The sequence below is a fragment of the Leisingera sp. ANG49 genome (assembly GCF_059694505.1).
The window spans coordinates 540,689-562,248 of record NZ_JCATZN010000003.1; the positions used below are offsets into that span (position 1 = coordinate 540,689).

Sequence of the window (21,560 nt, forward strand, 5' to 3'; positions counted from 1 at the left end):
CTGCACGGGCAAAATCAACACGCAAGATTTGATCCAAATAACGCACCGGTGAGTATTTTTGTTGCGCTGCACCTGCAAAATGATTTACCACCGGGCGACCGAAGAAGGATCTGATTCATGGCCCACGACGGACAGGACTTGCATATGAAACCGACTCTCATTCCCGACCTGCTGGCGCTGACCGGCGCAGCGCTGGAACCGCTGGACCAGCTGCTTGAGGCCGCGCGCGCCTCCGTCAAGGACATGGTGAGCAGCGACGGCCGCGTTTCCGGCAAGCTGATCGAGGAAAACCAGGTGGCCGCGCACGGGCTGTCCTGGCTTGCCACCTATGTCTACTCGCTGCGGCAGATGCAGAAATGGGCGGAAAAGCTGCAGGGTGAGGGCAAGTTCGGCGAGATGGAGCAGCTGCTGCACCAAATCGGCTTTGGCGAATACCTGTGGCAGGTCTACGGCGGCATCCAGATGAACCAGGGCGAGATCATCCGCCTGCAGGACCTGGGCCTGAGCCAGGACGCCCAGCGTGCGCTGATGGTGCCTGCGGTGATGACGCTCTGCGAGCAGGGCAACAGCCAAGCTGCTCGCTCCCGCCTGGTCGAGCTGATGGAAGAACAGGCCGGTTCCACCATGTTCGGCGCCTCCGGCTTGGAGGAAGAGCTGGAGATGATCCGCGACCAGTTCCGCCGCTATGCGGTGGAGAAGGTCGAACCGAACGCCCACGAGTGGCACCTGAAGGACGAGCTGATCCCGATGGAAGTGATCGAGGAGCTCGCCGAGATGGGCGTCTTCGGGCTGACCATTCCGGAGGAATACGGCGGGTTCGGCCTGTCTAAGGCCTCGATGGTTGTGGTCTCCGAGGAACTGTCGCGCGGCTATATCGGTGTCGGCTCCCTGGGCACCCGATCCGAGATTGCAGCGGAGCTGATCCTGTGCGGCGGCACCGACGAGCAGAAGGCCAACTGGCTGCCGAAACTAGCCAGCGCGGAGATCCTGCCGACCGCCGTGTTCACCGAGCCGAACACCGGCTCCGACCTTGGCTCCCTGCGCACCCGCGCGGTGAAGGACGAGAACGGCGATTACAAGATCACCGGCAACAAGACCTGGATCACCCACGCCGCCCGCACCCATGTGATGACCCTGCTGGCGCGCACCGATCCGAACACCACCGACCACCGCGGGCTTTCGATGTTCCTGGCGGAGAAGACGCCGGGCACCGACAAGGCCCCCTTCCCCACCCCCGGTATGACCGGCGGCGAGATTGAGGTGCTGGGCTACCGCGGCATGAAGGAATACGAGCTCGGCTTCGACAATTTCCATGTGAAGCAGGAAAACCTGCTGGGCGGCGAGGAAAACAAGGGCTTCAAGCAGCTGATGGAAACCTTTGAATCGGCCCGCATCCAGACCGCAGCCCGTGCCATCGGCGTGGCGCAGTCGGCGCTGGACATCGCCATGCAATACGCGCAGGAGCGCAAGCAGTTCGGCAAGTCGCTGATCAATTTCCCGCGGGTCTCCGGCAAGCTGGCGATGATGGCGGTGGAGATCATGATTGCCCGCCAGCTGACCTATTTCTCAGCCTGGGAAAAGGACCACGGCCACCGCTGCGACCTGGAGGCCGGCATGGCCAAGCTGCTGGGCGCGCGGGTCGCCTGGGCGGCAGCCGACAACGGGCTGCAGATCCACGGCGGCAACGGCTTTGCGATGGAATACAAGATCTCCCGTGTGCTGTGCGACGCCCGCATCCTCAACATCTTCGAGGGCGCTGCGGAAATTCAGGCGCAGGTCATCGCCCGCCGCCTGCTGGGCTAAGCCCTGCCAGTGACCACCGCAGGGGAGCAATCCCCTTCTTGCCCGGCGTTCGCGCCGGGCTTTATTTGTCGAGCCCGGAACCGCTTTGGATGCGTCCGGCCTGCAACCGCAGCGTTAAAAAAATACTGTTTCCGATACTGGTTATTCGCTCCCGGGTGAAACGTGTTTAACAAGGGGTATGACACTCTTTCGCCGCCTCCTTCTGCCGTTTCTGTTTCTGCTGTCCGCCTGCGGCGATACGATGCCCGCGGACCAGCCCTCCCGCATTCTGGCAATGGGGGATTCACTGCTGGCCTGGCACAGCCTGGCGGGCAAATCCATTTCGGACACGGTGGCGCGGGAATTGCAGGAACCTGTGGTGGACCGCTCAGTCTCTGCCGCGCGGATCATTTACAAACTGCCCATTTCCGGTGCCGCCGGGATGAACATCCGCAAGCAGTACCTGCCCGGCGAATGGGACTGGGTAATCGTCAACGGCGGCGGCAATGACCTGTGGCTCGGCTGCGGCTGCTTTGCCTGCAATCGCAAGATGGACAAGCTGATCTCAGCTGACGGGCGCGAGGGCGCCATTCCCGGCATGCTGTCGGAGCTGCGCGCGACCGGTGCCAAGGTCATTTACGTCGGCTACTTGCGCAGCCCCGGGGTGGGATCGCTGATCGAGCATTGCCGGGACGAGGGCAACGAGCTGGAAGACCGTATCGGGCAGCTGGCGGCCCAGGATGAAGGAATCTTCTTCCTGTCGAACAAGGACCTGGTGCCATACGGCGACCGCTCCTACCACGCGCTGGACATGATCCATCCATCGGTCAAGGCCAGCAGCGAGATCGGACGCAAGGTGGCCGAGATCATCCGAGAGAACTGAAACTGGCGGCTGCCGCCCCTTGGCTGCGCACAGCGCGGCAATGCACCGTTGCAATGAAACGGCAGGCGACGCGCCTTAGCGCGATACCGGGCCCAACGGGTGCAAGGCACCTCTGATGCCGTGGCGGCCGACGGGAGCATCCTGCGCCGGCAGACCTTGCGCTGACCGCGGCTGCATTTCAATGTGGCTTAAGAAACTGCTGATGGACGTCGTCATGCTGCGTGCTGTTCTGATCACTTGCCTGCTGCTGACCGCCTGCGCGCGCGATGAAACCCTGTCGGCCTACGGCGCCGCAGGTACCGAATGGCAGCTGCAAGTCATTGACGGCGCCGCCTTTCCCGCCGCAGCTACCCTGACATTCCCTGAAACAGGTAAAATCGCCGGTCGGGGGCCTTGCAACCTGTTTCTGGGCAGCCAGAACGCGCCCTATCCCTGGTTTGAAACCGGGCCGCTGGCGGTGACGCGCATGGCCTGTCCGGAACTGGAGGCTGAGGCCGCGTTCCTGCAAGCGCTGCAGGAGATGACGCTGGCGGAAGTCACGGGCGGTGTGCTGATCCTCAGCAATGAGGCAGGCCGCGAGATGCTGTTCAAGGACGGCGGCTGAGCAGGTCCAGCAGCCTTCCGCGTGCTTCCGGCGGCGGGTGGTTGCCCAGCGAGGGCGCCAAATGCGCCTCCAGGAAATAGCCGGTTGTGCGCAAGGCCTGGACGATTTCGCTATCGTCAGCATTGCCCTGGCCAAGCATCACCGGCGGCAGCGGCAGCAGCCGGCCGGCCCAGTCGCCGGCGCCTTCACGTGAAACAGCCCGGCCGGTTTTCGGCGACACATAGGCCAGTCCGAAGCGGCTGCCGGTCACGGCGCAGGCTGAGAGGTCGAGGCCGAACCCCATTTCCTCCAACAATGCCAGTTCCCAGCGCAAGTAGGCGAGCGGCCAGAGCGCCTCATTCCCCAGCAGGTCCAGCAGCTGTTCGCTGCGGGTATAAAGATCGGCGTGCGGCTCGCGCTCCGGCAGGCAGAAGGACAACAGCGCGGTGACCGTGTTGAGCCCGGCCAGCGCCAGCCGCCCGGAGAGCGCCGCGGCAGCCCGGCTGCGCAGGGGCTCGGCGTGGTAGCTGCCCAGGTGATCCTCCAGCCGCGCCCGCCAGGTCACGTCCAGCTGCGCACCGGGCTGCAGGATCGGGGCCATCCGGCGGCCGGCGCCACCGCGCACCACGCCCGCGTGGCGGCCGTGCTCTTCGGTGAAGACGTCGATGATGGCCGAGCTTTCGCCATGGCGGCGCACCGAAAGCAATATGCCGTGATCACGCCACTCCAACACCGGGCCTCCCTGTCCTGCGGTCCGCCCTACCAGAACGCATTGCCGGGCGGGCTGCAAGCGGCAGGGTCATTCCAGGCCGGGTTCGTCCAGCAGGTGGCGGCCCTGCCGGTCCTCGACCTCGATCACCCAAAGGTCGGGGTCGAACTCCCGCTGACGGCGGATGGAGGCATCGACCTCCGTTTCCGTCCCGGCGGCCAGTTCATCCCATGTGCGGTCACCGCTCATCAGATCATAGGTGCGGTGGAAGGCCCGGGCCTGGCCGTCGAGCGAGTTGAGCTTGACCAGAACCGCACCGGCGGTGTCGTCGCCGTGCGACGTGATGAAGGCCGGGATGTCCTGGAACCGCAGGCGGGCCAGATAGGCGTCCACCCAGAACCGGGCGGTGAGGCGGGTCATGCCGCGCCCCCGCCTGTGACAGCGCCTGCCGGTAGTGCGGGAGCCTCCGGCGGGAGTATTTTCACAAAGGTGAAAAGCATGGGGCTCTTCAGTTGCCGTCCTTGAAGTCGAGGCCCATTTCCGAGTAGCGTTCCGCCTCTTCCAGCCAGTTCGGGCGCACCTTCACCTGCAGGAAAAGGTGCACCTTACGGCCCAGGAATTCCTCCAGCTCGGCACGGGCGGCCTGGGAGACGGATTTGATGGTCTCGCCGCGCTTGCCCAGCACGATGCCCTTGTGGCCGTCACGGACCACATAGATCATCTGGTCGACGCGGGCAGAGCCGTCCTTGCGCTCTTCCCACTTCTCGGTCTCGACGGTCAGCTGGTAAGGCAGTTCCTGGTGCAGACGCAGGGTCAGCTTCTCGCGGGTCATTTCCGCTGCGATCATCCGCATCGGCAGGTCGGCGATCTGGTCTTCGGGGTAGAGCCAGGGGCTTTCCGGCAGCTTGCCCGCCAGCCACTGGCGCAGATCGTCGACGCCATGGCCGCGCTCTGCCGAGATCATGAAAGTTTCGGCAAATTCATAGCGGCTGTTCAGGTCCTGGGTGAGGCCCAGCAGTTTCTCGGCCGGTACCTTGTCGATCTTGTTGATCGCCAGCGCCACGGTGCGGCCCTCGCCGATCTCGCCAAGGCCTTCGAGGATGGTTTCGACGCCTTCGGTGATACCGCGGTGGGCCTCGACCATCAGCACGACGACGTCAGCGTCCGCGGCACCGCCCCAGGCGGCAGCCACCATCGCCCGGTCCAATCGGCGGCGGGGTTTGAACAGGCCCGGCGTGTCAACAAACACCAGCTGCGCGTCGCCCTCCATCGCCACGCCGCGGATGCGGGCGCGGGTGGTTTGCACCTTATGGGTCACGATTGAGACCTTGGCCCCGACCATGCGGTTCAACAAGGTGGATTTGCCCGCGTTGGGCTCTCCGATCAGGGCAACGAATCCGGCGCGTGTGGTCATCTGTACTGGTCCTGTTTGCAGATCAGTGCCTCTACAGGATTTTACCCACAGGGGCCAGAGGCGTTTTGAAACGGCGTTTCAGGCACAGCCGCACAGGCTTGCCCTATGTCAAAGACCTGTGGCAGATCCCGTGTCAATACCGCAGCGCCGAGCCAGCTCCGCAAGCCAGGCCTTTCTTTGAGTACACATAAAGGGGCCTGCCTGATGAACCGCCGGGATTTTCTGCTGGGAACCGCTGCATCTGCCGGGGCGCTTGGCGCGGGGGGATTGAGCCTCGCGGGCGCGCCAGCGCAGCAGCAGCTGACCATCCAGCCTGCCAGCTTTGCTTTCCGGGAGACGCCGACCAAGGGGCTGGTTAGCCTGTCGCCGGATGCTCCGCCGCCGGTCCTCTATGGCACCCAGGGCAATCCCATGCATCTGCGGGTGGCCAATGGCACCGAAGACTACACCGCGATGCACTGGCACGGGCTGCGCATTATAAACCGGATGGACGGGGTGCCGTATCTGACTCAGATGCCGATCGCAGGCGGCGAGAGCTATGACTACGCGTTCACCCCGCCTGATGCAGGCACCTATTGGTATCACCCGCATTGCACGACCATGGCGCAGATGGCGCATGGGCTGACCGGGGTGATGGTGATCCGGGAGACGGAGGACCCCGGGTTCGACGGCGACCAGGCGGTCAACCTGCGGGACTTCCGGCTGAAGGATGACGGCACCTTCCTGCCCTATTACACGGCGCGCGGCGCGGCCCGCGGCGGGACGCATGGCAATGTGCTGACCGCGAACTGGCTGCAGGCGCCGGTTTACGACCATCCGGCGGGCGGCTTGGTTCGGCTGCGGGTGGTGAACACCGACACCACGCGGATTTACAAGCTGCACCTGAGCACGGAACAGGCCCGGATCATTGCCTGGGACGGGCATCCGGTGGAGATTGAGCTGCCCCTGCCCTCAGGGGAGGAGCCTTTGCTGGTCGGCCCGGGCCAGCGGGTGGATTTTGCGGTGCAGATGCCTGCGGGAGAAGGGCAGACGGCGGAGCTGCTGGCGGAGCTGCCGGGACAGCCCACCCGCACCATGGCACAGCTGCGTTCGGTTGGAGCAGACCGCAAGCGGGACCTGCGGGAGTTGAAACCGCTGCCGCCGAACCCGGTTTCACGTCCTGACCTCTCGAACGCGGAGGTGCATGACTTTGTCTTTGGCTGGACGCCGGAGGGCGGGCCGCCGAATGACGGCTATTGCGGCTCCATGGGCTACAGCTTCTGGTCTATCAACCGCACGCCTTGGGCCGGGGATGCGGCCAAGGGCACCGGGCCGCTGGCCACGCTGGAGCGCGGCAAAAGCTATGTGCTTCGCTTACGGAATGAGTCGCCGAACCTGCATCCGATCCACCTGCACGGGCTGGCGTTTGTGCCCATCAACTCAAACTTGCGAAAGCTGCCACCTCTGTTCACCGACACCATGCTGCTGCTTAAGGACGAGGTGGCCGAGATTGCTCTGGTCGCCGACAACCCGGGCGACTGGGCGTTCCACTGCCATGTGATCGAGCACCAGAAGACCGGGCTTGCGGGCTATATCCGCGTGGTCTGACCTTAACCCAACTGTTCCAGCAGGGCCTTGGCGGCAGCCTGTTCGGCCTGACGCTTGGAGCCTGCGGTGGCCTGCGCCTCGGTGCCGTCCTGCAGCCGCGCGGCGATGGTGAAGACCGGCGCGTGGTCCGGGCCGCTGCGGGAGACCTCGACATAGGACGGCGGCTTCTGCCCGCGCGCCTGCGCCCATTCCTGCAAAGAGGTCTTGGCGTCGCGCGCGTCGGTTTCCACCTGGTGGATACGGCTGCCCCAAAGACGCAGAATCACCTCGGCGGCGGCGTCAAAGCCCGCGTCCTTGTAGACCGCGGCGATCACCGCCTCCATCGCGTCGCCCAGCAGCGCCTGCTTGCGGCGGCCGCCGGACATCATCTCGGAGCGGCCCAGTTTCAGCACCGCACCGAGGTCGATCTCCTTGGCAACGTCGGCGCAAGCTTCCTTGCGCACCAGCGCGTTAAAGCGCGGCGCCAGCTGGCCTTCGGTGGCGGTCTTGTCATGCTCCAGCAGCGCAGTGGCCATCACCAGCCCCAGAACCCGGTCGCCCAGAAACTCCAGCCGCTGGTTGTCCTTGCGGGTGGAGGAGGACACCGAGGCATGGGTCACGGCGCGCTGCAGCAGGTCGGGGCGGGCGAACTTGTGCCCGATCCGTTCCTCGAACGCGCGCAGTTCCTTGGACAGCTTCACTGGATCCCCTTGAAGAAACGGTCGCCGCGCCAGGTCCAGAAATAGAGCATGGAGCGCCCGGCGGAGGAGAACATGATCCGGTCGGCGCGGCCGATCAGGTTTTCATACGGCACGAAACCAACCCCGCCTGCGGTCTGCGGCAGGCGGCTGTCCGAGGAGTTGTCGCGGTTGTCGCCCATGAAGAAGTAGTGGCCTTCGGGCACATGGTAGACGCGGGTGTGGTCAACGCCCTGGTTGGTTATGTTGAGCACGGTATGCTCGGTGCCGCCCGGCAGGGATTCGACCTGGCGCGACTTCTTACAGACGGCGCCCTGGCCTACCGGCGCGTTTTCGCAGCGCGGCATCGAACCTTGCGGCCCCTGGCGTTCCATCACTTCCTCGAACTCACCTGCGTCCTGCAGCTTCACCGCTTCGCCGTTGATGAACAGCACGCCGTTCTTCATCTGGATCTTGTCGCCCGGCAGGCCGACCAGACGCTTGATGAAGTCGTTGCCGTTCACGGGGTGGCGGAACACTGCCACGTCGCCGCGCTCCGGCTCGCTGCCGATCAGGCGGGTGTTGTCGCCGTCCAGGAAAGCGCAGATCTTCTTGGCATCGATGTTCACCCCGATTGCCGGGAAGCGGAGGCTGGGGCAGGAGGCATAGGAATAGCCATAGGCCATCTTGTTCACGAACAGGAAATCCCCGATCAGCAGGGTTTCCTTCATCGAACCGGACGGAATCCAGAAGGGCTGGAAGAACAGGGTGCGGAAGACACCGGCGATCAGCAGCGCGTAGACGACGGTCTTGATCGTCTCGATGATCGAACTGCTGGTCTTTGCTTTGGCCGTCATCAGGCTCTCCGGTTTGAAAACAGGGTCCGGGGCTACATGCGGGCCTGAAGGGGGCAAGTCAAGTTCCGGCGGGCAATTCCGCCGGGTTCGGCTCAATGGGGCGGGCTTCGATCAGCACAAAGGCCTGCGCCCAGGGGTGGTCATCGGTCAATGTCACGTGAATCATCGCCTCATGGCCGGGCGGGGTCATCTGTTGCAGCCGCTCGGCAGCCCAGCCGGTCACATGCATCACCGGCTGGCCGGTGCGCAGGTTGGAGACGGCCATGTCCTTCCAGGCGATGCCCATGCGCAGGCCGGTGCCCAGCGCCTTGGAACAGGCTTCCTTGGCGGCCCAGCGCTTGGCGTAGGTGCCGGCCACATCGCGGCGGCGCTCGGCTTTGCGCTGCTCCACGTCGGTGAACACGCGGTTGAGGAAGCGGTCGCCGAAGCGGTCCAGAGTGCGCTGGATGCGCTCGATATTGGCGAGGTCGGTTCCGATGCCCAGGATCATTCTTCCAGCCGCTTGAGGCCTAGTTTGATGCCGTGACCCAGAAACAGCCGGTTGACCATCAGGATGACGGCCAGCAGGAGCAGGAAGATCCCGGCGAGATAGACAAAGGGAATTGTCTGCCGCGCCTCGGTCACCATCGGGCTGTTCCAGTAGAGCGGCAGCTGGATGACGGTCAGCACCGCCACCACCCCGGTCATTGCCGCTGCGCAAACCCAGGCGTCCCTTCCCGGCAAAGGCGCGCGGGTGGCCCGGGCAATGCGCATGCCTTCGGCAACCGAAGCCACCATCGGCGGCAGCACCGTTGCCAGCCCGGCCGGCATGCCGATGCCGAACTGCGCCAGCAGGAGGCCTGCCAGCAGCATCGCAACTGAGGCCCCCATCCACCAAAGCCCGTACCGGATCAGATTGACTTGCATTTTCACCCTCTCCCAGTGCAGCCATCCGGCCGCGCATTTTCCGCAATGCCGGGCTCATGCTCCTGGCAGATCTGCGTTGTTTCCTCATCCCGCAGCGGCACATCCAGCAGAGCGCAATGGGCGCCCTGCACTGATGCACGGTGATGGCGGCAGCTGCGGCAGAGCCCGAAACTGCGCCCGCCGCGGGCCTCGATTATGCCCCTGACCAGCTGCCGCAGCGCATCCCGCACGTCCTCCATCTGGCGGTCCGTCAAGTCCGCTGGCGGTGCTGCGTCCAGTGCTTCAGCCACGGCTTGGCCTTGCGGCGTGAGGTCATAGCGCCGGGAGCGCCGGTCGCTGCCGCCCGGCCCTTCTTGCGCCAAACCCTTGGCGGCCAGCGACTTCAGTGTCTGGGAAACCGTGCCGCGGGTCGCCGACAGGTAGTCGGCTACCGCCGACGGCGTCCTGGAGAACCGGTTGGCCCGCGCAAGATAGTCCAGAGCCGAAGCCTGCGCCGGGTTCAGCCCGGCAGCCCGGCGCCCGGTGCCATGCAGGCGCGAGAGCCGGTCAAGCAAGCTGGCGATTTCATATGCCGCTGTCATGCAAGCTTGATAGCGAGTCAAAATTACCATTGCAATACTTTCGACTCGATACTATCGATATGACATCGAGTCGAAATCAAGGAGATCGAAATGAAACTTGCGATTTATGCAGCGGCACTTGCCGCGCTGGCGTCCGGGCAAGCCGCACAGGCGGGCGGCAGCCATGCCGCTGCCCATGCTGAGCTGCTGTCAGAAGCCAAGGAAGGGATTGCACCGGACACCGACATCCGCAGCGTTCATGCCAGCCGCAGCGGCGGGCATGTCACCTTCCGGATGGAAACCGGCGGCGAGGCTGGCAGCACGGTGCCGGCCGCCACCGGCTCCTTGGGTGGTGCCGGGGTGCAGGCCTACGTCTGGCCGCTGTCGCTGGATCCCTCAACCGCTGGCTTTGAAGCCGGCAGCGGTACGCTGGCACTGGTGGCCACGGCGCATCCGGATTTTGACGACACGCCGCTGTTCGACGAGAACGGAGATGGCGATCTGGCCAATGACGGGGCCGGCTGGCACAGCCATTGGGTCGTGCTGATCGCCAACGACGGCTGCGGCGAAGGGATGCTGTCGGTCAAGGACATTCCCGAAGGCGCAACGCCTGCGCTGCCCGCGACCTGGCCGGGACTGCCCCTCTACATCGACAGCCCCGGCTACTCTCCGGTCCTGAACGGCAAGGAGGTCAGCCTGACAGTGCCTCTGGAGCCTGAGGCGCTGGCGTTTGACGGGGTGACGGCCGGGCTGCAGGTCAATGCGAACATCCACGCGCCGCTGCTGTGTGTGACCGATGTGTTCGACATTGTGTCGGGCGACCTGAGCCTGCCCGGCAAGCTGGAATGACCCGCGCCATGCGCGTGTGAAGACCGGCCGGGGCAGCGGTAAAGCCTTGCCCCGGCCCTAATCCGTCAGGCGGCTGTCAGCCGCGGGCGGCGTCCATCAGGCGGCGCATTTCCTGCACTGCCGGTGTCAGGCCGCGGAAGATCGCTTCGCCGATCAGGAAGTGGCCGATGTTCAGCTCACGCACCTCCGGGAGGGCCGCAACGGGCTGGACCGTTTCATAGGTGAGGCCATGGCCCGCGTGCACCTCCAGCCCCAGCGAATGGGCAAAGGCGGACATGTCACGCAGCGCCTCCAGCTCGCGGTCGCGGTCCTCGAAACGCCCCTCCGCGTGATAGTCGCAATAAGCGCCGGTGTGCAGTTCGATAACCTCCGCCCCAATACGGTGGGCGGCATCGATCTGCTTCCGGTCAGCCGCGATGAAGATCGACACCCGGCAGCCGGCATCGCGCAGGGGCGCGATGAAGTGGGCCAGGCGGTTTTCCTCTCGCGCCACTTCCAGTCCGCCCTCGGTGGTGCGCTCCTCGCGCTTTTCCGGCACGATGCAGACCGCGTGCGGTTTGTGGCGCAGGGCGATCTTCTGCATTTCCTCCGTCGCGGCCATCTCAAAGTTCAGCGGCACGCTCAACGCTTCCATCAGCGCGTCGATATCGGTGTCGGTGATATGACGGCGGTCTTCACGCAGATGCGCGGTGATGCCGTCGGCGCCGGCTTCCTCGGCCAGTTTTGCGGCGCGGACCGGATCCGGATAGGCGCCGCCGCGGGCGTTGCGCACGGTGGCCACATGGTCGATGTTCACGCCCAGGCGCAGCTTTTTATCTGTCATGAGAGGTATCTCATCCGTCTGAAGTCAAAGGCTTGGCACAAAGACTAGGCACAGAACGGGCAAGAGCAAGCTCGCAGGCAATATTGGTACAATCCCGGTGCCAGGCTCAGACGCTGGTGTCGACCTCGGCGCGTTTCTTGATCGCCTCGAACTTGGCCTTGATCTTGGCCCGGCGGCGCTGCTGGTAAACCCGGATCACCGGCAGGCTGAGCAGATAGCAGACCGTGGCGGCAATGACGCCCGGAATGATGCCGCCGATCAGGTAGGGATAGAACACCTCGTTATAGAACAGGTGCAACCCCTGCCAATCGGCGGGCCGGTCCATGAAAAGGGCAATAAGGTTGTCCTTCAGATCGCCGCCGGCCGCCAGGAACTTGCCCACCAGGGATTTGTCGACCTCCTGGTCGAACTCGGTTCCCAAAAGCCAGTGCCCGGTCTGCAGGGAGGCGACGCCGATCGGCACATAGGTCAGCGGGTTGCCGAAGAAGGTGGCGCTGAGCGAGGCCAGGATGTTGCCGTTCATCAGCCGGGCAATGAATGCGGCGATAAAGAAATGCAGCCCGTAAAACGGTGTGAAGGTGGTGAACACCCCGGCCCAGATGCCGCGGGCGATGCGTTCGGGCGAATCAGGCAGGCGGCGCACCCGGTGCTTCACATACAGGAACGCCCGGCCCCAGCCGCCGCGCGGCCAGAGAAAGTCCGCCAGCACCCGGAGGGGCGGACGTCTGTCCCGGCGCCTGAATACCAAAGCTGTCCGTCCTTCCCAGTTTCCGGCTCAGAATTTCAGCGGCTTACCCCGGAAAGTGGCGCTCTTCCGGCCGTTCCCGGAACCGCGCCACCGCGGCAACATCGCTTTCCGCCTCGAGCGTCAGCATCAGCGAGTGCAGCTGCTCCACATCCCGCAGCTCCACATTGATCATGAGCCGGTAAAAGTCTGGTTTCCTGTCTACAAATTCAAGGTCCGAGATATTGGCCTTTTTCTCGCCGATCAATGTGCAAATGCGTCCCAGCACCCCGGCGTCGTTGCCGATGGTCAGTTCCAGCGTGGTGCCATAGACCGCCGGGTGGGTGCCGCTGTGCCAATGCACGTCCATCCAGCGCTCCGGCTGGTCCTCGAATTCGCCCAGCTTGTCGCAATCGGCGGCGTGCACCACCACCCCGCGGCCGCGGTAGGTGATGCCGATGATGCGCTCGCCCGGCAGCGGCTGGCAGCAGGCCGCACGCTCAAAGCTCTGGCCCGGCTCGAGGCCGATCACCGCGCGGCGCGGGGAAATTTCGTCGCTGTCGCCGGTGGTGGTCAGTTCCGGGTAGACCGACTGCACCACATCATGCGCAGTGATTTCTGCCGCACCCAGCCGCGCCAGCAGCTCATTCACCCCGCTGGCGCGGAGGGCACGGGCAGCGGTTTCCAATGCCTTATCCGTGGCCTTCTTGCCGACGTGTTCAAACGCCGAACGTGCCAGCTCGTGGCCCAGCTTCACGAACCGTGCCCGGTCCGCCTCGCGCAGGGCGCGGCGGATGGCGGTGCGGGCCTTGCCGGTGGTGGCGATTTCCAGCCAGCTGACCTGCGGGGTCTGGCCCTCGGCGGTGATCACATCCACCGACTGGCCGTTCCGGAGCCGGGTCCACAGCGGCACCCGGATGCCGTCCACCTTGGCACCGACGCAGGCGTGGCCGATACGGGTGTGGATGGCATAGGCGAAATCGATCGGCGTGGCGCCCTTGGGAAGCTTGATCACATCGCCCTTGGGGGTGAAGCAGAACACCTGGTCCGAATACATCTCGAGCTTCACGGCCTCGAGGAATTCGTCGTGGTCGTCCTCGGCATCGAACTGCTCAGTCAGCGAGGCGATCCACTTGGCCGGGTCCACCGCAAAGGGGTTCTCGGTGCGCACCCCGTCCCGGTAGGACCAATGCGCTGCGACCCCGGTTTCCGCCACATCATGCATCTGGCGGGTGCGGATCTGCACCTCCACCCGTTTGCCGTCACGACCCGACACGGTCGTGTGGATAGAACGGTAGCCATTGGATTTCGGCTGGCTGATGTAATCCTTGAACCGGCCCGGCACCGCCCGCCAGCGCTGGTGAATGGCCCCCAGCGCGCGGTAGGCGTCCTCCTCAGAGAGGGTAATAACGCGGAAGCCGTAGATGTCGGAGAGCCGCGAGAATCCCTGGTCCTTGGCCTGCATCTTGCGCCAGATCGAATAGGGTTTCTTGGCGCGGCCGAAGACCTCCGCCTCGATCCCGGCCTTTTCCAGCTCCAGCCGCATGTCGCCGGTGATCCGGTGGATCACATCGCCGGTTTCCCGCTGCAGGGTCACAAAGCGGCGGATGATCGACTGTCGCCCTTCGGGATTGAGCACCCGGAAGGCCAGATCCTCCAGCTCCTCGCGCATCCACTGCATACCCATGCGGCCTGCCAGCGGTGCATAGATATCCATCGTCTCGCGTGCCTTCTGGGCCTGCTTTTCCGGGCGCATCGCCTTGATGGTGCGCATGTTGTGCAGACGGTCTGCGAGCTTCACCAGAATCACCCGCAGGTCCTTGGACATCGCCATGAACAGCTTGCGGAAGTTTTCCGCCTGCTTGGTTTCACGGCTGGACAGCTGCAGGTTGGTCAGCTTGGTGACGCCATCGACCAGCATCGCCACCTCATCGCCGAAGCGGCGGGCGACTTCCTCGTAGTTGGCCTTGGTGTCTTCGATGGTGTCGTGCAGCAGCGCGGTGATGATGGTTGCATCATCCAGGCGCTGTTCGGTCAGGATGGCGGCCACCGCCACCGGATGCGTGAAATAGGGCTCGCCCGAATGGCGGAATTGCCCCTCATGCATCTGCTCGCCAAAGGCATAGGCTTCGGCGATCCTGTCCGCGTTGGTTTTGGGATTGTAGTTGCGGACCAGAGCAATCAGGTCGTCAGGGGAAATCATGTCCGGTCCGCAGCCTCAAAAGTCCAGACGCGCGCCTCAGCCCTGGCCCTGGGCCTCCATCAGCGCGCGCAGCAGTTTCTCTTCCGACATGTCGTCGTCGGCCGGCTTGTCGTTGTCCGCGCCCATCAGCAGAGCCATGGAATCTTCTTCCGGCTCGTCCACTTCGATCTGGGTTTGGTTGCTTTCGATCAGGCGCTCGCGCAGCTCATCGGCGCTCTGGGTCTCGTCGGCAATCTCGCGCAGGGACACAACCGGGTTCTTGTCGTTGTCGCGCTCGACGGTGATCGGGGCACCAGCCGAGATTTCGCGGGCACGATGCGCAGCCAGCATCACCAGCTCAAAGCGGTTGGGCACTTTATCGACGCAATCTTCAACCGTCACGCGGGCCATCAGCGACTCTCCATTTCATTCCTGGTCCAGAAGGCAGACATTTACGCCCATATCTTTCTCTTGACAAGGGCGGAAAACAACGCATTGCGCGGCTCAGAGCGGTGCCACCTCAGCCACGTCTTGCGGCGGCAGTTCGGCCAGCATCTCCGTTACGGATTTCTGCAGCACCGGGTGGCGCCAGCGCGGTGCAATGTCAGCCAGCGGCACCAGCACAAAGGCGCGGTCCTGAATGCGCGGATGCGGCAGGATCAGCTGCCCCGGCGCCTCCTGCATCTGCTGGTCCAAAGGCAGCCCCTGCCAGCGGGCGTATCCAGCCTCGTCCGGCAGCACCGCGCCATCATAGTCCACCAGGTCCAGATCCAGCGTCCTCATCCCCCAGCGCTGTTCCCGCACCCTGGCAAACTGCGCCTCGACCTGATGCAGCCGTGCCAGAAGATCGCCCGCGGACAGCCCGGTTTCCACTGAAACCGCGGCGTTCACGTAGTCCGGCCCTGCCCCCGCCGGGAAACAAGGCGTCTGGAAAAACCTGGACACGCAGCGCAGGGCAATATCCTCCGACTGCAGCGCGCGAATGGCCTTTGACAGGGTGATCTGAGGCGCATCAGCGTCAGCCGGCAGGTTGCCGCCAAGAGCAATCAGCGCTGTTTTTCGGTTTGCGGCCATCTTTGACCCCATTCAACGGACAGCATACTTGCGGCAAATGACAAATAACTTACATTAAGTCTACCCGTTTCGCCGATTTCAGGCATTCACTCACGGACTCCCCGGCCGAAGCGGATATACCGGAAGGGAAATTTGATGTTTTACAAGGACGAACGGCTCGCGCTGTTCATAGACGGATCAAACCTATACGCCGCAGCGAAGGCGCTTGGGTTTGATATCGACTACAAGCTTCTGCGGCAGGAATTCATGCGCCGCGGCAAGCTTCTGCGGGCCTTTTATTACACCGCTCTGCTCGAGAACGACGAGTATTCGCCGATCCGGCCGCTTGTCGACTGGCTGCATTACAACGGCTTCACCATGGTCACCAAACCGGCCAAGGAATACACCGACAGCATGGGCCGCCGCAAAGTCAAAGGCAACATGGACATCGAACTGACGGTCGATGCCATGGAGCTGGCGCCGCGGGTGGACCATATCGTGCTGTTCTCGGGCGATGGGGACTTCCGCCCGCTGATTGCCAGCCTGCAGCGCCAAGGCGTTCGGGTTTCGGTGGTGTCGACCATCCGCAGCCAGCCGCCGATGATCTCTGACGACCTGCGCCGCCAGGCCGACAATTTCATCGAGCTGGAGGAGCTGCGCGACGTGATCGGCCGCCCGCCGCGCGAGCAGAGCGAGCCGCGCTCCGCGACAGCCGCCCACGGCTGATCGGAGACGCTGGAAAACAGCCCGGAACAGACGCCAGATGGGGTGGCGCCTGTTCCGGAACAACTCAGTTGTGCGCGTGCCCTTGGCTGTTGATCTGATTGTGGCGGGCAACGGTGGCCGCAGGCCAGCGGCTTTTGACATAGGCGAGCACCTGGCGCATTTCCTCTTCGCTCAGCACGCCGCCAAAGCCGGTCATGCGGCTTTTGTAGCCATTGCCGGCAATCGCCGCCACGCCTTTCCTGACAACTTCCAGCAACTGCTCATCCGGATGGTGCCACGCATGGCCGGTCCCGTCCAATGGCGGTGCGGGCAGATACCCTTCGCTGTCCCTTGACTGCCAGTCCGGCTCCCCCTGCAGGGTGCTGCCGTGGCAGCTGGCGCAATTTTCATCATAGACCGCCCTGCCCGCTTCGACGGCAGCCGGTTCGTCATACGGCAGGATGCCTGCTGCCTGCCCCTGCACAGCTGCAAGCCCGACGCCGCCACCGCCCGCCAGCACCAAAGCCGCAGCCCTTGTGATTGCCCGCATTAATTCCGCCTCCCGTCCTCATTTACCATAGCACTCCCTGCCGCCTTCCGGCGCTGGAAGCTGAAATCACATCCGCGTGAGGCGCCTGCAGCACTGGACCTCGCGGCCTGAAGTGCTTACCTCTGGCGCGCAAGGAGACGCCCATGACCAAGCCAGCCCTGACCCTCTACCTCGCCGCACCGCGCGGCTTTTGCGCCGGAGTGGACCGCGCCATCAAGATTGTCGAAATGGCAATCGGCAAATGGGGTGCGCCGGTCTATGTGCGCCATGAAATCGTGCACAACAAATTCGTGGTTGATTCCCTGCGCGAAAAAGGCGCGGTGTTTGTCGAGGAGCTGGACGAATGCCCCGACGACCGGCCGGTGATCTTCTCCGCGCATGGCGTACCGAAATCGGTGCCCGCCGCGGCTGAGGCGCGTGAAATGATCTATGTCGATGCCACCTGCCCGCTGGTCTCCAAGGTGCATATCGAGGCGCAGCGCCACGCCGAGGCCGGGCTGCAGATGATCATGATCGGCCACAAGGGCCACCCGGAAACCATCGGCACCATGGGCCAGCTGCCCGAGGGCGAGGTGCTGCTGGTGGAAACCGCGGCTGATGTGGCGACGGTTGAAGTGCGCGACCCGGACCGTCTGGCCTATGTGACCCAGACCACCCTGTCGGTCGATGACACCAAGGGCATCGTTGCGGCACTGGAAGAGCGTTTCCCCAACATCATCGGCCCGCACAAGGAAGACATCTGCTATGCCACCACCAACCGCCAGGAGGCGGTGAAATCGGTGGCGCCCAAGGCGGATGCCCTGCTGGTGGTCGGCGCGCCAAACTCCTCGAACTCCCGCCGTCTGGTGGAGGTCGGGGCCAAGAACGGCTGCGGCTACGCCCAACTGGTGCAGCGCGCCGAAAACATCGACTGGCGCGCGCTGGAGGGTATCCGCTCGGTCGCCATCACTGCCGGCGCCTCTGCCCCCGAACTGCTGGTCAACGAGGTGATCGATGCCTTCCGCGAGCGTTATGACGTCACGGTCGAAGTGGTGGAAACCGCGGTTGAGACGGTGGAATTCAAGGTGCCCCGCGTGTTGCGGCAGCCTGCGTGATTGAAAGCCCGTTGAAAGCAACCCAGGTTACAGAAATTGCACCCGCTTCGGGCTAACCGTGCTACGCATTAGTCCCCGGGCACTATTTCTGGAGCCATATTGATGATCACGCTGCACTTTCTGATTACCGCCTTTATTGTCGTCCTCGCGCCCGGCACGGGCGTCATCTACACGCTGGCGCTTGGCCTCGGCCAAGGCTGGCGCGCTTCCATCTGGGCCGCAATCGGCTGCACCTTCGGCATTGTTCCGCATCTGGCCGCTGCCACGCTGGGGCTGGCGGCGGTGCTGCACAGCTCTGCCCTGCTGTTCCAAATCGTCAAGGCCGCGGGTGTTGCCTATCTCCTGTACCTCGCCTGGCAGGCCCTGCGCAGCGGCGGCGTGCTGGCAGTGGATTCGAAACGCACCAGCCAGCCCGGCTGGAAAATCGCCTGGCGCGGCGCGCTGATCAATATCCTGAACCCCAAGCTGTCGGTGTTCTTCCTGGCGCTGCTGCCGCCGTTCCTGAGCGGCAATCCCGCCAGCGCCACGCTGGAGATGTCCGTTCTGGGGCTGGTGTTCATGGCGATGACCTTTGCCATCTTCGTGCTCTACGGACTGTTTGCCGCCCAGGCCCGCACCTACCTTCTGAACAGCGAGCGGGTGCTGAAATGGATGAGCCGCGGCTTTGCCGCCGTCTTTGCCGGCCTCGCCGCCCGGCTAGCCGCGGAGCGCGCCTGAATGCATAGGCCGGAGACAACCAGATGAGCGACGACAGAACCGTCAGTGTCTACGACGACCGTGCCGCGGACTACGCCGAGTGCTTTACGGGCCGCAGGGATGAAGGCGAAGAAGCTGATTATCTCGCTTTCACCGCCCGGCTCCCCGGGGACGGCACAGTGCTGGACCTCGGCTGCGGCCCCGGCCATTGGGCAGCGCGGTTCCGGGATGCGGGCTACCGGGTGGCGGCGCTGGACGCCTCGCCGGAAATGGCGGAAGCCGCCCGCGCCGCCTATGGGGTCGAAGTTACGGTCGCAGGGTTTGAGGCCTTGGACGCAGAGGCGGTCTTTGACGGCATCTGGGCTTATTTCAGCCTGCTGCATGTGCCGCGGGCAGAGCTGGCCATTCACCTGTCCGCCGCGCACCGGGCCCTGACTGCTGGCGGGACACTATGCCTGGCGATGAAACTGGGCGAGAGCGAGGGCCGCGATGAACTGGGCCGGTTCTATGCCTACTACAGCGAGGAAGAACTGCGCGGAAAACTCGAAACCGCCGGTTTCACGGTCCTTGGCAGCCGCCGCGGCGAGGGCAAAGGACTGGCTGGCACTGCCCAGGAGTTCGTAGTACTGACGGCGCATGCCTGAATTATTTGCTTATACCGACGGCGCCTGCTCTGGAAACCCCGGCCCCGGCGGCTGGGGCGTTCTGCTGCGCGCCATGGACGGTGACACCATCGTCAAAGAAAAAGAACTGAGGGGCGGCGAGGCTGAGACCACCAACAACCGGATGGAACTGCTGGCCGCAATCAACGCGCTGGAGAGCCTGGCGCGGCCGTCCACGATCACCGTGGTGACCGACTCCGCCTATGTGAAGAACGGCGTCACCGGCTGGATCTTCGGCTGGAAGAAGAACGGCTGGAAGACGTCCAGCAAGAAGCCCGTGAAGAATGTCGAGCTGTGGCAGCGGCTGGACGAGGCGCAAGCCCGCCACAAGGTGACCTGGGAATGGGTCAAGGGCCACGCGGGCCACCCCGAAAACGAGCGCGCGGATGAGCTGGCCAGGGCCGGAATGGCCCCCTTCAAGAAGAAAAGCGCCTGATGCGCAGGGCCTGCGCATGAGCTTTCTGACCCTGCTCGACTACGCCTCGGTGCTGGTCTTTGCCCTGACCGGGGCGCTGGTCGCCAGCCGGGCGCAGCTCGACATTGTCGGCTTTGCCTTCGTCGCCTGCCTGACAGCGGTCGGCGGCGGCACGGTCCGGGATCTGCTGTTGAACCGTGATCCGGTTTTCTGGATCGGCGATCCGAATTACATCCTGCTCGCGGCGGGTGCCGCGGTGGTAGTGTTCTTTACCGCGCATCTGGTGGAAAGCCGGTTGCGCTGGGTGATCTGGCTGGACAGCTTTGCCCTGGCGGTTGCCGTGCCCGCCGGCACCGGCGCCGCGATTGCGCTGGGAAAGGGGCCGGTGATCGTGGTGCTGATGGGCATGGCCACCGGTTCGCTGGGCGGGCTGATGCGCGATGTGGTCTGCAACGAGGTGCCGCTGGTCCTGAAACAGGGCGAGCTGTACATCACCTGCGCCATGGCCGGCGCGATCACCGCCGTGCTGGCAATCTCGGCAGGGCTGGAGCTGAGGTTTGCCCTGCTCGCCTGCGCCATCGTCTGCTGGACCCTGCGCGCGGGCTCGATCACATTCGGCTGGCACCTGCCGGTTTACAAGAGCCGCCCGCCGCGCAGCTAGACGGGGCTGCTAGCGCTGGGCGTATTTCTGCCAAAGCCAGATCAGCAGCAGAGCGCCCAGCACCGCGCCCACGAAACCTGCCATGAAGCCCATCACCGCCAGCAGCGCGCGCAGCACCAGGCCGCCGACCAGCGCCCCGGCCATGCCGATGCAGACCGTGGTGATGATGTCGGTTTCCAGTTTCATCAGCCGGGTTGCCAGGAAACCCGCCGCGGCGCCGATGATGATCAGGGCTATTATGGGCATCAGACCCTCCGGTTACAGGCGGCTGCCCTTCGGAACCGGGAAGCCGCGCAGGAATACATCCGGATCCTGCGCGCTTTTGCCCGCCCGTTGCAAGCGCAAGAGCTGCACTGCGCCGGTCCCGCACGCCACGGTCAGGGCGTCGTCCACCGCCTCGCCGGGCGCGCCCTGCCCCTCTGCCAGCCGTGAGGCCAGAAGCTTGACCCGCTGGCCTTCGATCTCGCACCAGGCGCCGGGAAAGGGCGACAATCCGCGGATCTTGCGGTCCACTTCCGCCGCCGGACGGGACCAGTCGATCTGAGCCTCCACCTTGTCGATCTTCTCCGCGTAGGTGACGCCTTCTTCGGGCTGCACTTCCGGTGTCAACCCCGGCAGGCGCCGCAAGGCCTCAACGATCAGTCCGGCCCCCATCCCCGAAAGCCGGTCATGCAGTTGGGCGGTGGTTTCCTCCGCTCCAATCGCGGTGGCCTCGCGCAACAGCACCGGGCCGGTGTCCAGCCCTGCCTCCATCTGCATGATGCAGACGCCGGTTTCCGCATCGCCTGCCATGATCGCCCGGTGGATCGGCGCCGCGCCGCGCCAGCGCGGCAGCAGGCTCGCATGGATGTTGATGCAGCCGTGCCGGGGCGCATCCAGAATAGCCTGCGGCAGGATCAGGCCGTAGGCCACAACAACCGCCACATCCGCATTCAGCGCCGCAAAGGCTCCTTGCTCCTCCCCGCCTTTGAGCGAGACCGGGTGGCGCACCTGCAGCCCCAAGGCCGCGGCGCGGGCGTGAACGGGGGTTGGACGGTCCTTCTTGCCGCGGCCCGCAGGCCGTGGCGGCTGGCAATAGACGGCGGCAATGTCGTGCCCGGCCTCCACCAGCGCATCCAGCACCGGCACCGAGAAATCAGGCGTTCCCATAAAGATGATGCGCATCTATGCCTCCGTAGGGTGGGCAATCTGCCCGCCATGCCCTTCCCC

General features: G+C 64.5%; 27 protein-coding genes. 11 read left to right on the forward strand and 16 right to left on the reverse strand.

Annotation, left to right across the window (positions count from 1 at the left end; genetic code table 11):
• Positions 1–117: 117 nt before the first annotated feature.
• From AC58NV_RS12935 to AC58NV_RS12945, 3 genes are all read left to right on the forward strand, one after another.
• On the forward strand, positions 118–1,803 hold the full coding sequence (locus tag AC58NV_RS12935) for an acyl-CoA dehydrogenase family protein (RefSeq protein ID WP_497227497.1): 1,686 nt from the start codon (positions 118–120) through the stop codon (positions 1,801–1,803).
• Between the two features lie 178 nt (positions 1,804–1,981).
• Entirely contained in the window at positions 1,982–2,665 is a 684-nt protein-coding gene (locus AC58NV_RS12940; RefSeq protein WP_497227498.1) for an SGNH/GDSL hydrolase family protein, read from the forward strand.
• A 214-nt stretch (positions 2,666–2,879) separates the two neighbouring features.
• Positions 2,880–3,269: an META domain-containing protein gene (locus AC58NV_RS12945; protein ID WP_497227654.1), complete on the forward strand. Its 390-nt coding sequence runs from the start codon at positions 2,880–2,882 to the stop codon at positions 3,267–3,269.
• Here the strand turns inward: AC58NV_RS12945 and recO are convergent.
• The 3 genes from recO to era form a co-directional block, all read right to left on the reverse strand.
• A complete protein-coding gene (gene recO, locus AC58NV_RS12950; RefSeq protein ID WP_497227499.1) occupies positions 3,253–3,978 on the reverse strand; it encodes a DNA repair protein RecO in 726 nt (241 codons plus the stop codon). The two genes, AC58NV_RS12945 and recO, sit on opposite strands and share 17 nt — an antisense overlap.
• A 69-nt stretch (positions 3,979–4,047) precedes the next feature.
• Positions 4,048–4,377, reverse strand: a complete 330-nt coding sequence (locus AC58NV_RS12955) for a DUF1491 family protein (protein ID WP_497227500.1) — start codon at positions 4,375–4,377, stop codon at positions 4,048–4,050.
• 88 nt (positions 4,378–4,465) lie between these two features.
• Entirely contained in the window at positions 4,466–5,371 is a 906-nt protein-coding gene (gene era, locus AC58NV_RS12960) for a GTPase Era (protein ID WP_366660872.1), read from the reverse strand.
• 204 nt (positions 5,372–5,575) lie between these two features.
• Here era and AC58NV_RS12965 point away from each other — a divergent pair, with 204 nt between their 5' ends.
• Positions 5,576–6,958 carry a multicopper oxidase family protein gene (locus AC58NV_RS12965; protein WP_497227501.1) on the forward strand — a complete coding sequence of 461 codons (1,383 nt, stop codon included), beginning with the start codon at positions 5,576–5,578 and terminating at the stop codon, positions 6,956–6,958.
• A 2-nt stretch (positions 6,959–6,960) separates the two neighbouring features.
• Here AC58NV_RS12965 and rnc read toward each other — a convergent pair whose 3' ends face one another.
• Genes rnc through AC58NV_RS12990 form a run of 5 tightly spaced genes read right to left on the reverse strand, consistent with a single transcriptional unit; the run spans position 6,961 to position 9,958 of the window.
• Positions 6,961–7,638 carry a ribonuclease III gene (gene rnc / locus AC58NV_RS12970; protein ID WP_497227502.1) on the reverse strand — a complete coding sequence of 226 codons (678 nt, stop codon included), beginning with the start codon at positions 7,636–7,638 and terminating at the stop codon, positions 6,961–6,963.
• Positions 7,635–8,471, reverse strand: a complete 837-nt coding sequence (gene lepB / locus AC58NV_RS12975; protein ID WP_497227503.1) for a signal peptidase I — start codon at positions 8,469–8,471, stop codon at positions 7,635–7,637. The genes rnc and lepB overlap by 4 nt, the downstream gene beginning before the upstream one ends.
• 58 nt (positions 8,472–8,529) lie before the next feature.
• The gene (gene acpS, locus AC58NV_RS12980) at positions 8,530–8,961 is read right to left on the reverse strand and encodes a holo-ACP synthase (protein ID WP_497227504.1); all 432 of its coding nucleotides are present in this window, start codon (positions 8,959–8,961) and stop codon (positions 8,530–8,532) included.
• On the reverse strand, positions 8,958–9,377 hold the full coding sequence (locus AC58NV_RS12985; protein ID WP_366660877.1) for an ABZJ_00895 family protein: 420 nt from the start codon (positions 9,375–9,377) through the stop codon (positions 8,958–8,960). The genes acpS and AC58NV_RS12985 overlap by 4 nt, the downstream gene beginning before the upstream one ends.
• A gap of 2 nt (positions 9,378–9,379) precedes the next feature.
• On the reverse strand, positions 9,380–9,958 hold the full coding sequence (locus tag AC58NV_RS12990) for a MarR family winged helix-turn-helix transcriptional regulator (protein ID WP_497227505.1): 579 nt from the start codon (positions 9,956–9,958) through the stop codon (positions 9,380–9,382).
• Positions 9,959–10,048: 90 nt separating this feature from the next.
• Here AC58NV_RS12990 and AC58NV_RS12995 point away from each other — a divergent pair, with 90 nt between their 5' ends.
• On the forward strand, positions 10,049–10,786 hold the full coding sequence (locus AC58NV_RS12995) for a hypothetical protein (RefSeq protein WP_497227506.1): 738 nt from the start codon (positions 10,049–10,051) through the stop codon (positions 10,784–10,786).
• A 76-nt stretch (positions 10,787–10,862) separates the two neighbouring features.
• Here AC58NV_RS12995 and AC58NV_RS13000 read toward each other — a convergent pair whose 3' ends face one another.
• The 5 genes from AC58NV_RS13000 to folK form a co-directional block, all read right to left on the reverse strand.
• Positions 10,863–11,609, reverse strand: coding sequence for a pyridoxine 5'-phosphate synthase (locus tag AC58NV_RS13000; protein ID WP_497227507.1), 747 nt, complete (start codon positions 11,607–11,609; stop codon positions 10,863–10,865).
• 106 nt (positions 11,610–11,715) lie between these two features.
• Entirely contained in the window at positions 11,716–12,357 is a 642-nt protein-coding gene (locus AC58NV_RS13005) for a DUF2062 domain-containing protein (RefSeq protein WP_497227508.1), read from the reverse strand.
• 43 nt (positions 12,358–12,400) lie between these two features.
• Positions 12,401–14,536, reverse strand: coding sequence for a RelA/SpoT family protein (locus tag AC58NV_RS13010; RefSeq protein WP_366660882.1), 2,136 nt, complete (start codon positions 14,534–14,536; stop codon positions 12,401–12,403).
• Positions 14,537–14,572: 36 nt separating this feature from the next.
• Positions 14,573–14,926: a DNA-directed RNA polymerase subunit omega gene (gene rpoZ / locus AC58NV_RS13015; RefSeq protein WP_039186722.1), complete on the reverse strand. Its 354-nt coding sequence runs from the start codon at positions 14,924–14,926 to the stop codon at positions 14,573–14,575.
• A 93-nt stretch (positions 14,927–15,019) separates the two neighbouring features.
• Positions 15,020–15,589: a 2-amino-4-hydroxy-6-hydroxymethyldihydropteridine diphosphokinase gene (gene folK, locus AC58NV_RS13020; protein ID WP_497227509.1), complete on the reverse strand. Its 570-nt coding sequence runs from the start codon at positions 15,587–15,589 to the stop codon at positions 15,020–15,022.
• A gap of 135 nt (positions 15,590–15,724) precedes the next feature.
• Here folK and AC58NV_RS13025 point away from each other — a divergent pair, with 135 nt between their 5' ends.
• Positions 15,725–16,294 (forward strand): LabA-like NYN domain-containing protein, encoded by a 570-nt coding sequence (locus AC58NV_RS13025; RefSeq protein ID WP_019296609.1) that lies wholly within the window; start codon positions 15,725–15,727, stop codon positions 16,292–16,294.
• A gap of 64 nt (positions 16,295–16,358) precedes the next feature.
• Here the strand turns inward: AC58NV_RS13025 and AC58NV_RS13030 are convergent, their stop codons facing one another.
• The gene (locus AC58NV_RS13030) at positions 16,359–16,823 is read right to left on the reverse strand and encodes a c-type cytochrome (RefSeq protein ID WP_497227510.1); all 465 of its coding nucleotides are present in this window, start codon (positions 16,821–16,823) and stop codon (positions 16,359–16,361) included.
• A gap of 143 nt (positions 16,824–16,966) precedes the next feature.
• Between AC58NV_RS13030 and ispH the strand changes: the two genes are divergently transcribed.
• The 5 genes from ispH (at position 16,967) to AC58NV_RS13055 (ending at position 20,351) form a co-directional block, all read left to right on the forward strand.
• Positions 16,967–17,917: a 4-hydroxy-3-methylbut-2-enyl diphosphate reductase gene (gene ispH / locus AC58NV_RS13035; protein WP_497227511.1), complete on the forward strand. Its 951-nt coding sequence runs from the start codon at positions 16,967–16,969 to the stop codon at positions 17,915–17,917.
• Positions 17,918–18,019: 102 nt separating this feature from the next.
• Entirely contained in the window at positions 18,020–18,634 is a 615-nt protein-coding gene (locus tag AC58NV_RS13040) for a LysE family translocator (RefSeq protein ID WP_497227512.1), read from the forward strand.
• A 23-nt stretch (positions 18,635–18,657) separates the two neighbouring features.
• Entirely contained in the window at positions 18,658–19,257 is a 600-nt protein-coding gene (locus tag AC58NV_RS13045; RefSeq protein WP_497227513.1) for a class I SAM-dependent DNA methyltransferase, read from the forward strand.
• Entirely contained in the window at positions 19,250–19,711 is a 462-nt protein-coding gene (gene rnhA / locus AC58NV_RS13050) for a ribonuclease HI (RefSeq protein ID WP_497227514.1), read from the forward strand. The genes AC58NV_RS13045 and rnhA overlap by 8 nt, the downstream gene beginning before the upstream one ends.
• Positions 19,712–19,727: 16 nt before the next feature.
• On the forward strand, positions 19,728–20,351 hold the full coding sequence (locus AC58NV_RS13055; protein WP_497227515.1) for a trimeric intracellular cation channel family protein: 624 nt from the start codon (positions 19,728–19,730) through the stop codon (positions 20,349–20,351).
• A 9-nt stretch (positions 20,352–20,360) separates the two neighbouring features.
• On the opposite strand, the gene AC58NV_RS13060 is transcribed toward AC58NV_RS13055, so the two are convergent.
• Together AC58NV_RS13060 and fmt are read right to left on the reverse strand one after the other, a co-directional pair.
• Positions 20,361–20,597, reverse strand: coding sequence for a GlsB/YeaQ/YmgE family stress response membrane protein (locus AC58NV_RS13060; RefSeq protein ID WP_497227516.1), 237 nt, complete (start codon positions 20,595–20,597; stop codon positions 20,361–20,363).
• Between the two features lie 12 nt (positions 20,598–20,609).
• Positions 20,610–21,515, reverse strand: coding sequence for a methionyl-tRNA formyltransferase (gene fmt / locus AC58NV_RS13065; protein ID WP_497227517.1), 906 nt, complete (start codon positions 21,513–21,515; stop codon positions 20,610–20,612).
• Positions 21,516–21,560: the final 45 nt, after the last annotated feature.

Coding starts and splice junctions, on each gene's coding strand:
- AC58NV_RS12985 (WP_366660877.1), bottom strand. CDS start 9,377: ATGCAAGTCAATCTGATCCGGTACGGGCTTTGGTGGATGGGGGCCTCA.
- AC58NV_RS12965 (WP_497227501.1), top strand. CDS start 5,576: ATGAACCGCCGGGATTTTCTGCTGGGAACCGCTGCATCTGCCGGGGCG.
- fmt (WP_497227517.1), bottom strand. CDS start 21,515: ATGCGCATCATCTTTATGGGAACGCCTGATTTCTCGGTGCCGGTGCTG.
- rpoZ (WP_039186722.1), bottom strand. CDS start 14,926: ATGGCCCGCGTGACGGTTGAAGATTGCGTCGATAAAGTGCCCAACCGC.
- AC58NV_RS12945 (WP_497227654.1), top strand. CDS start 2,880: ATGCTGCGTGCTGTTCTGATCACTTGCCTGCTGCTGACCGCCTGCGCG.
- AC58NV_RS13055 (WP_497227515.1), top strand. CDS start 19,728: ATGAGCTTTCTGACCCTGCTCGACTACGCCTCGGTGCTGGTCTTTGCC.
- AC58NV_RS13030 (WP_497227510.1), bottom strand. CDS start 16,823: ATGCGGGCAATCACAAGGGCTGCGGCTTTGGTGCTGGCGGGCGGTGGC.
- AC58NV_RS12990 (WP_497227505.1), bottom strand. CDS start 9,958: ATGACAGCGGCATATGAAATCGCCAGCTTGCTTGACCGGCTCTCGCGC.
- lepB (WP_497227503.1), bottom strand. CDS start 8,471: ATGACGGCCAAAGCAAAGACCAGCAGTTCGATCATCGAGACGATCAAG.
- AC58NV_RS12935 (WP_497227497.1), top strand. CDS start 118: ATGGCCCACGACGGACAGGACTTGCATATGAAACCGACTCTCATTCCC.
- rnhA (WP_497227514.1), top strand. CDS start 19,250: ATGCCTGAATTATTTGCTTATACCGACGGCGCCTGCTCTGGAAACCCC.
- AC58NV_RS13060 (WP_497227516.1), bottom strand. CDS start 20,597: ATGCCCATAATAGCCCTGATCATCATCGGCGCCGCGGCGGGTTTCCTG.
- era (WP_366660872.1), bottom strand. CDS start 5,371: ATGACCACACGCGCCGGATTCGTTGCCCTGATCGGAGAGCCCAACGCG.
- AC58NV_RS12995 (WP_497227506.1), top strand. CDS start 10,049: ATGAAACTTGCGATTTATGCAGCGGCACTTGCCGCGCTGGCGTCCGGG.
- AC58NV_RS13025 (WP_019296609.1), top strand. CDS start 15,725: ATGTTTTACAAGGACGAACGGCTCGCGCTGTTCATAGACGGATCAAAC.
- AC58NV_RS13010 (WP_366660882.1), bottom strand. CDS start 14,536: ATGATTTCCCCTGACGACCTGATTGCTCTGGTCCGCAACTACAATCCC.
- AC58NV_RS13000 (WP_497227507.1), bottom strand. CDS start 11,609: ATGACAGATAAAAAGCTGCGCCTGGGCGTGAACATCGACCATGTGGCC.
- AC58NV_RS13045 (WP_497227513.1), top strand. CDS start 18,658: ATGAGCGACGACAGAACCGTCAGTGTCTACGACGACCGTGCCGCGGAC.
- acpS (WP_497227504.1), bottom strand. CDS start 8,961: ATGATCCTGGGCATCGGAACCGACCTCGCCAATATCGAGCGCATCCAG.
- AC58NV_RS13040 (WP_497227512.1), top strand. CDS start 18,020: ATGATCACGCTGCACTTTCTGATTACCGCCTTTATTGTCGTCCTCGCG.
- AC58NV_RS12940 (WP_497227498.1), top strand. CDS start 1,982: ATGACACTCTTTCGCCGCCTCCTTCTGCCGTTTCTGTTTCTGCTGTCC.
- ispH (WP_497227511.1), top strand. CDS start 16,967: ATGACCAAGCCAGCCCTGACCCTCTACCTCGCCGCACCGCGCGGCTTT.
- AC58NV_RS12955 (WP_497227500.1), bottom strand. CDS start 4,377: ATGACCCGCCTCACCGCCCGGTTCTGGGTGGACGCCTATCTGGCCCGC.
- folK (WP_497227509.1), bottom strand. CDS start 15,589: ATGGCCGCAAACCGAAAAACAGCGCTGATTGCTCTTGGCGGCAACCTG.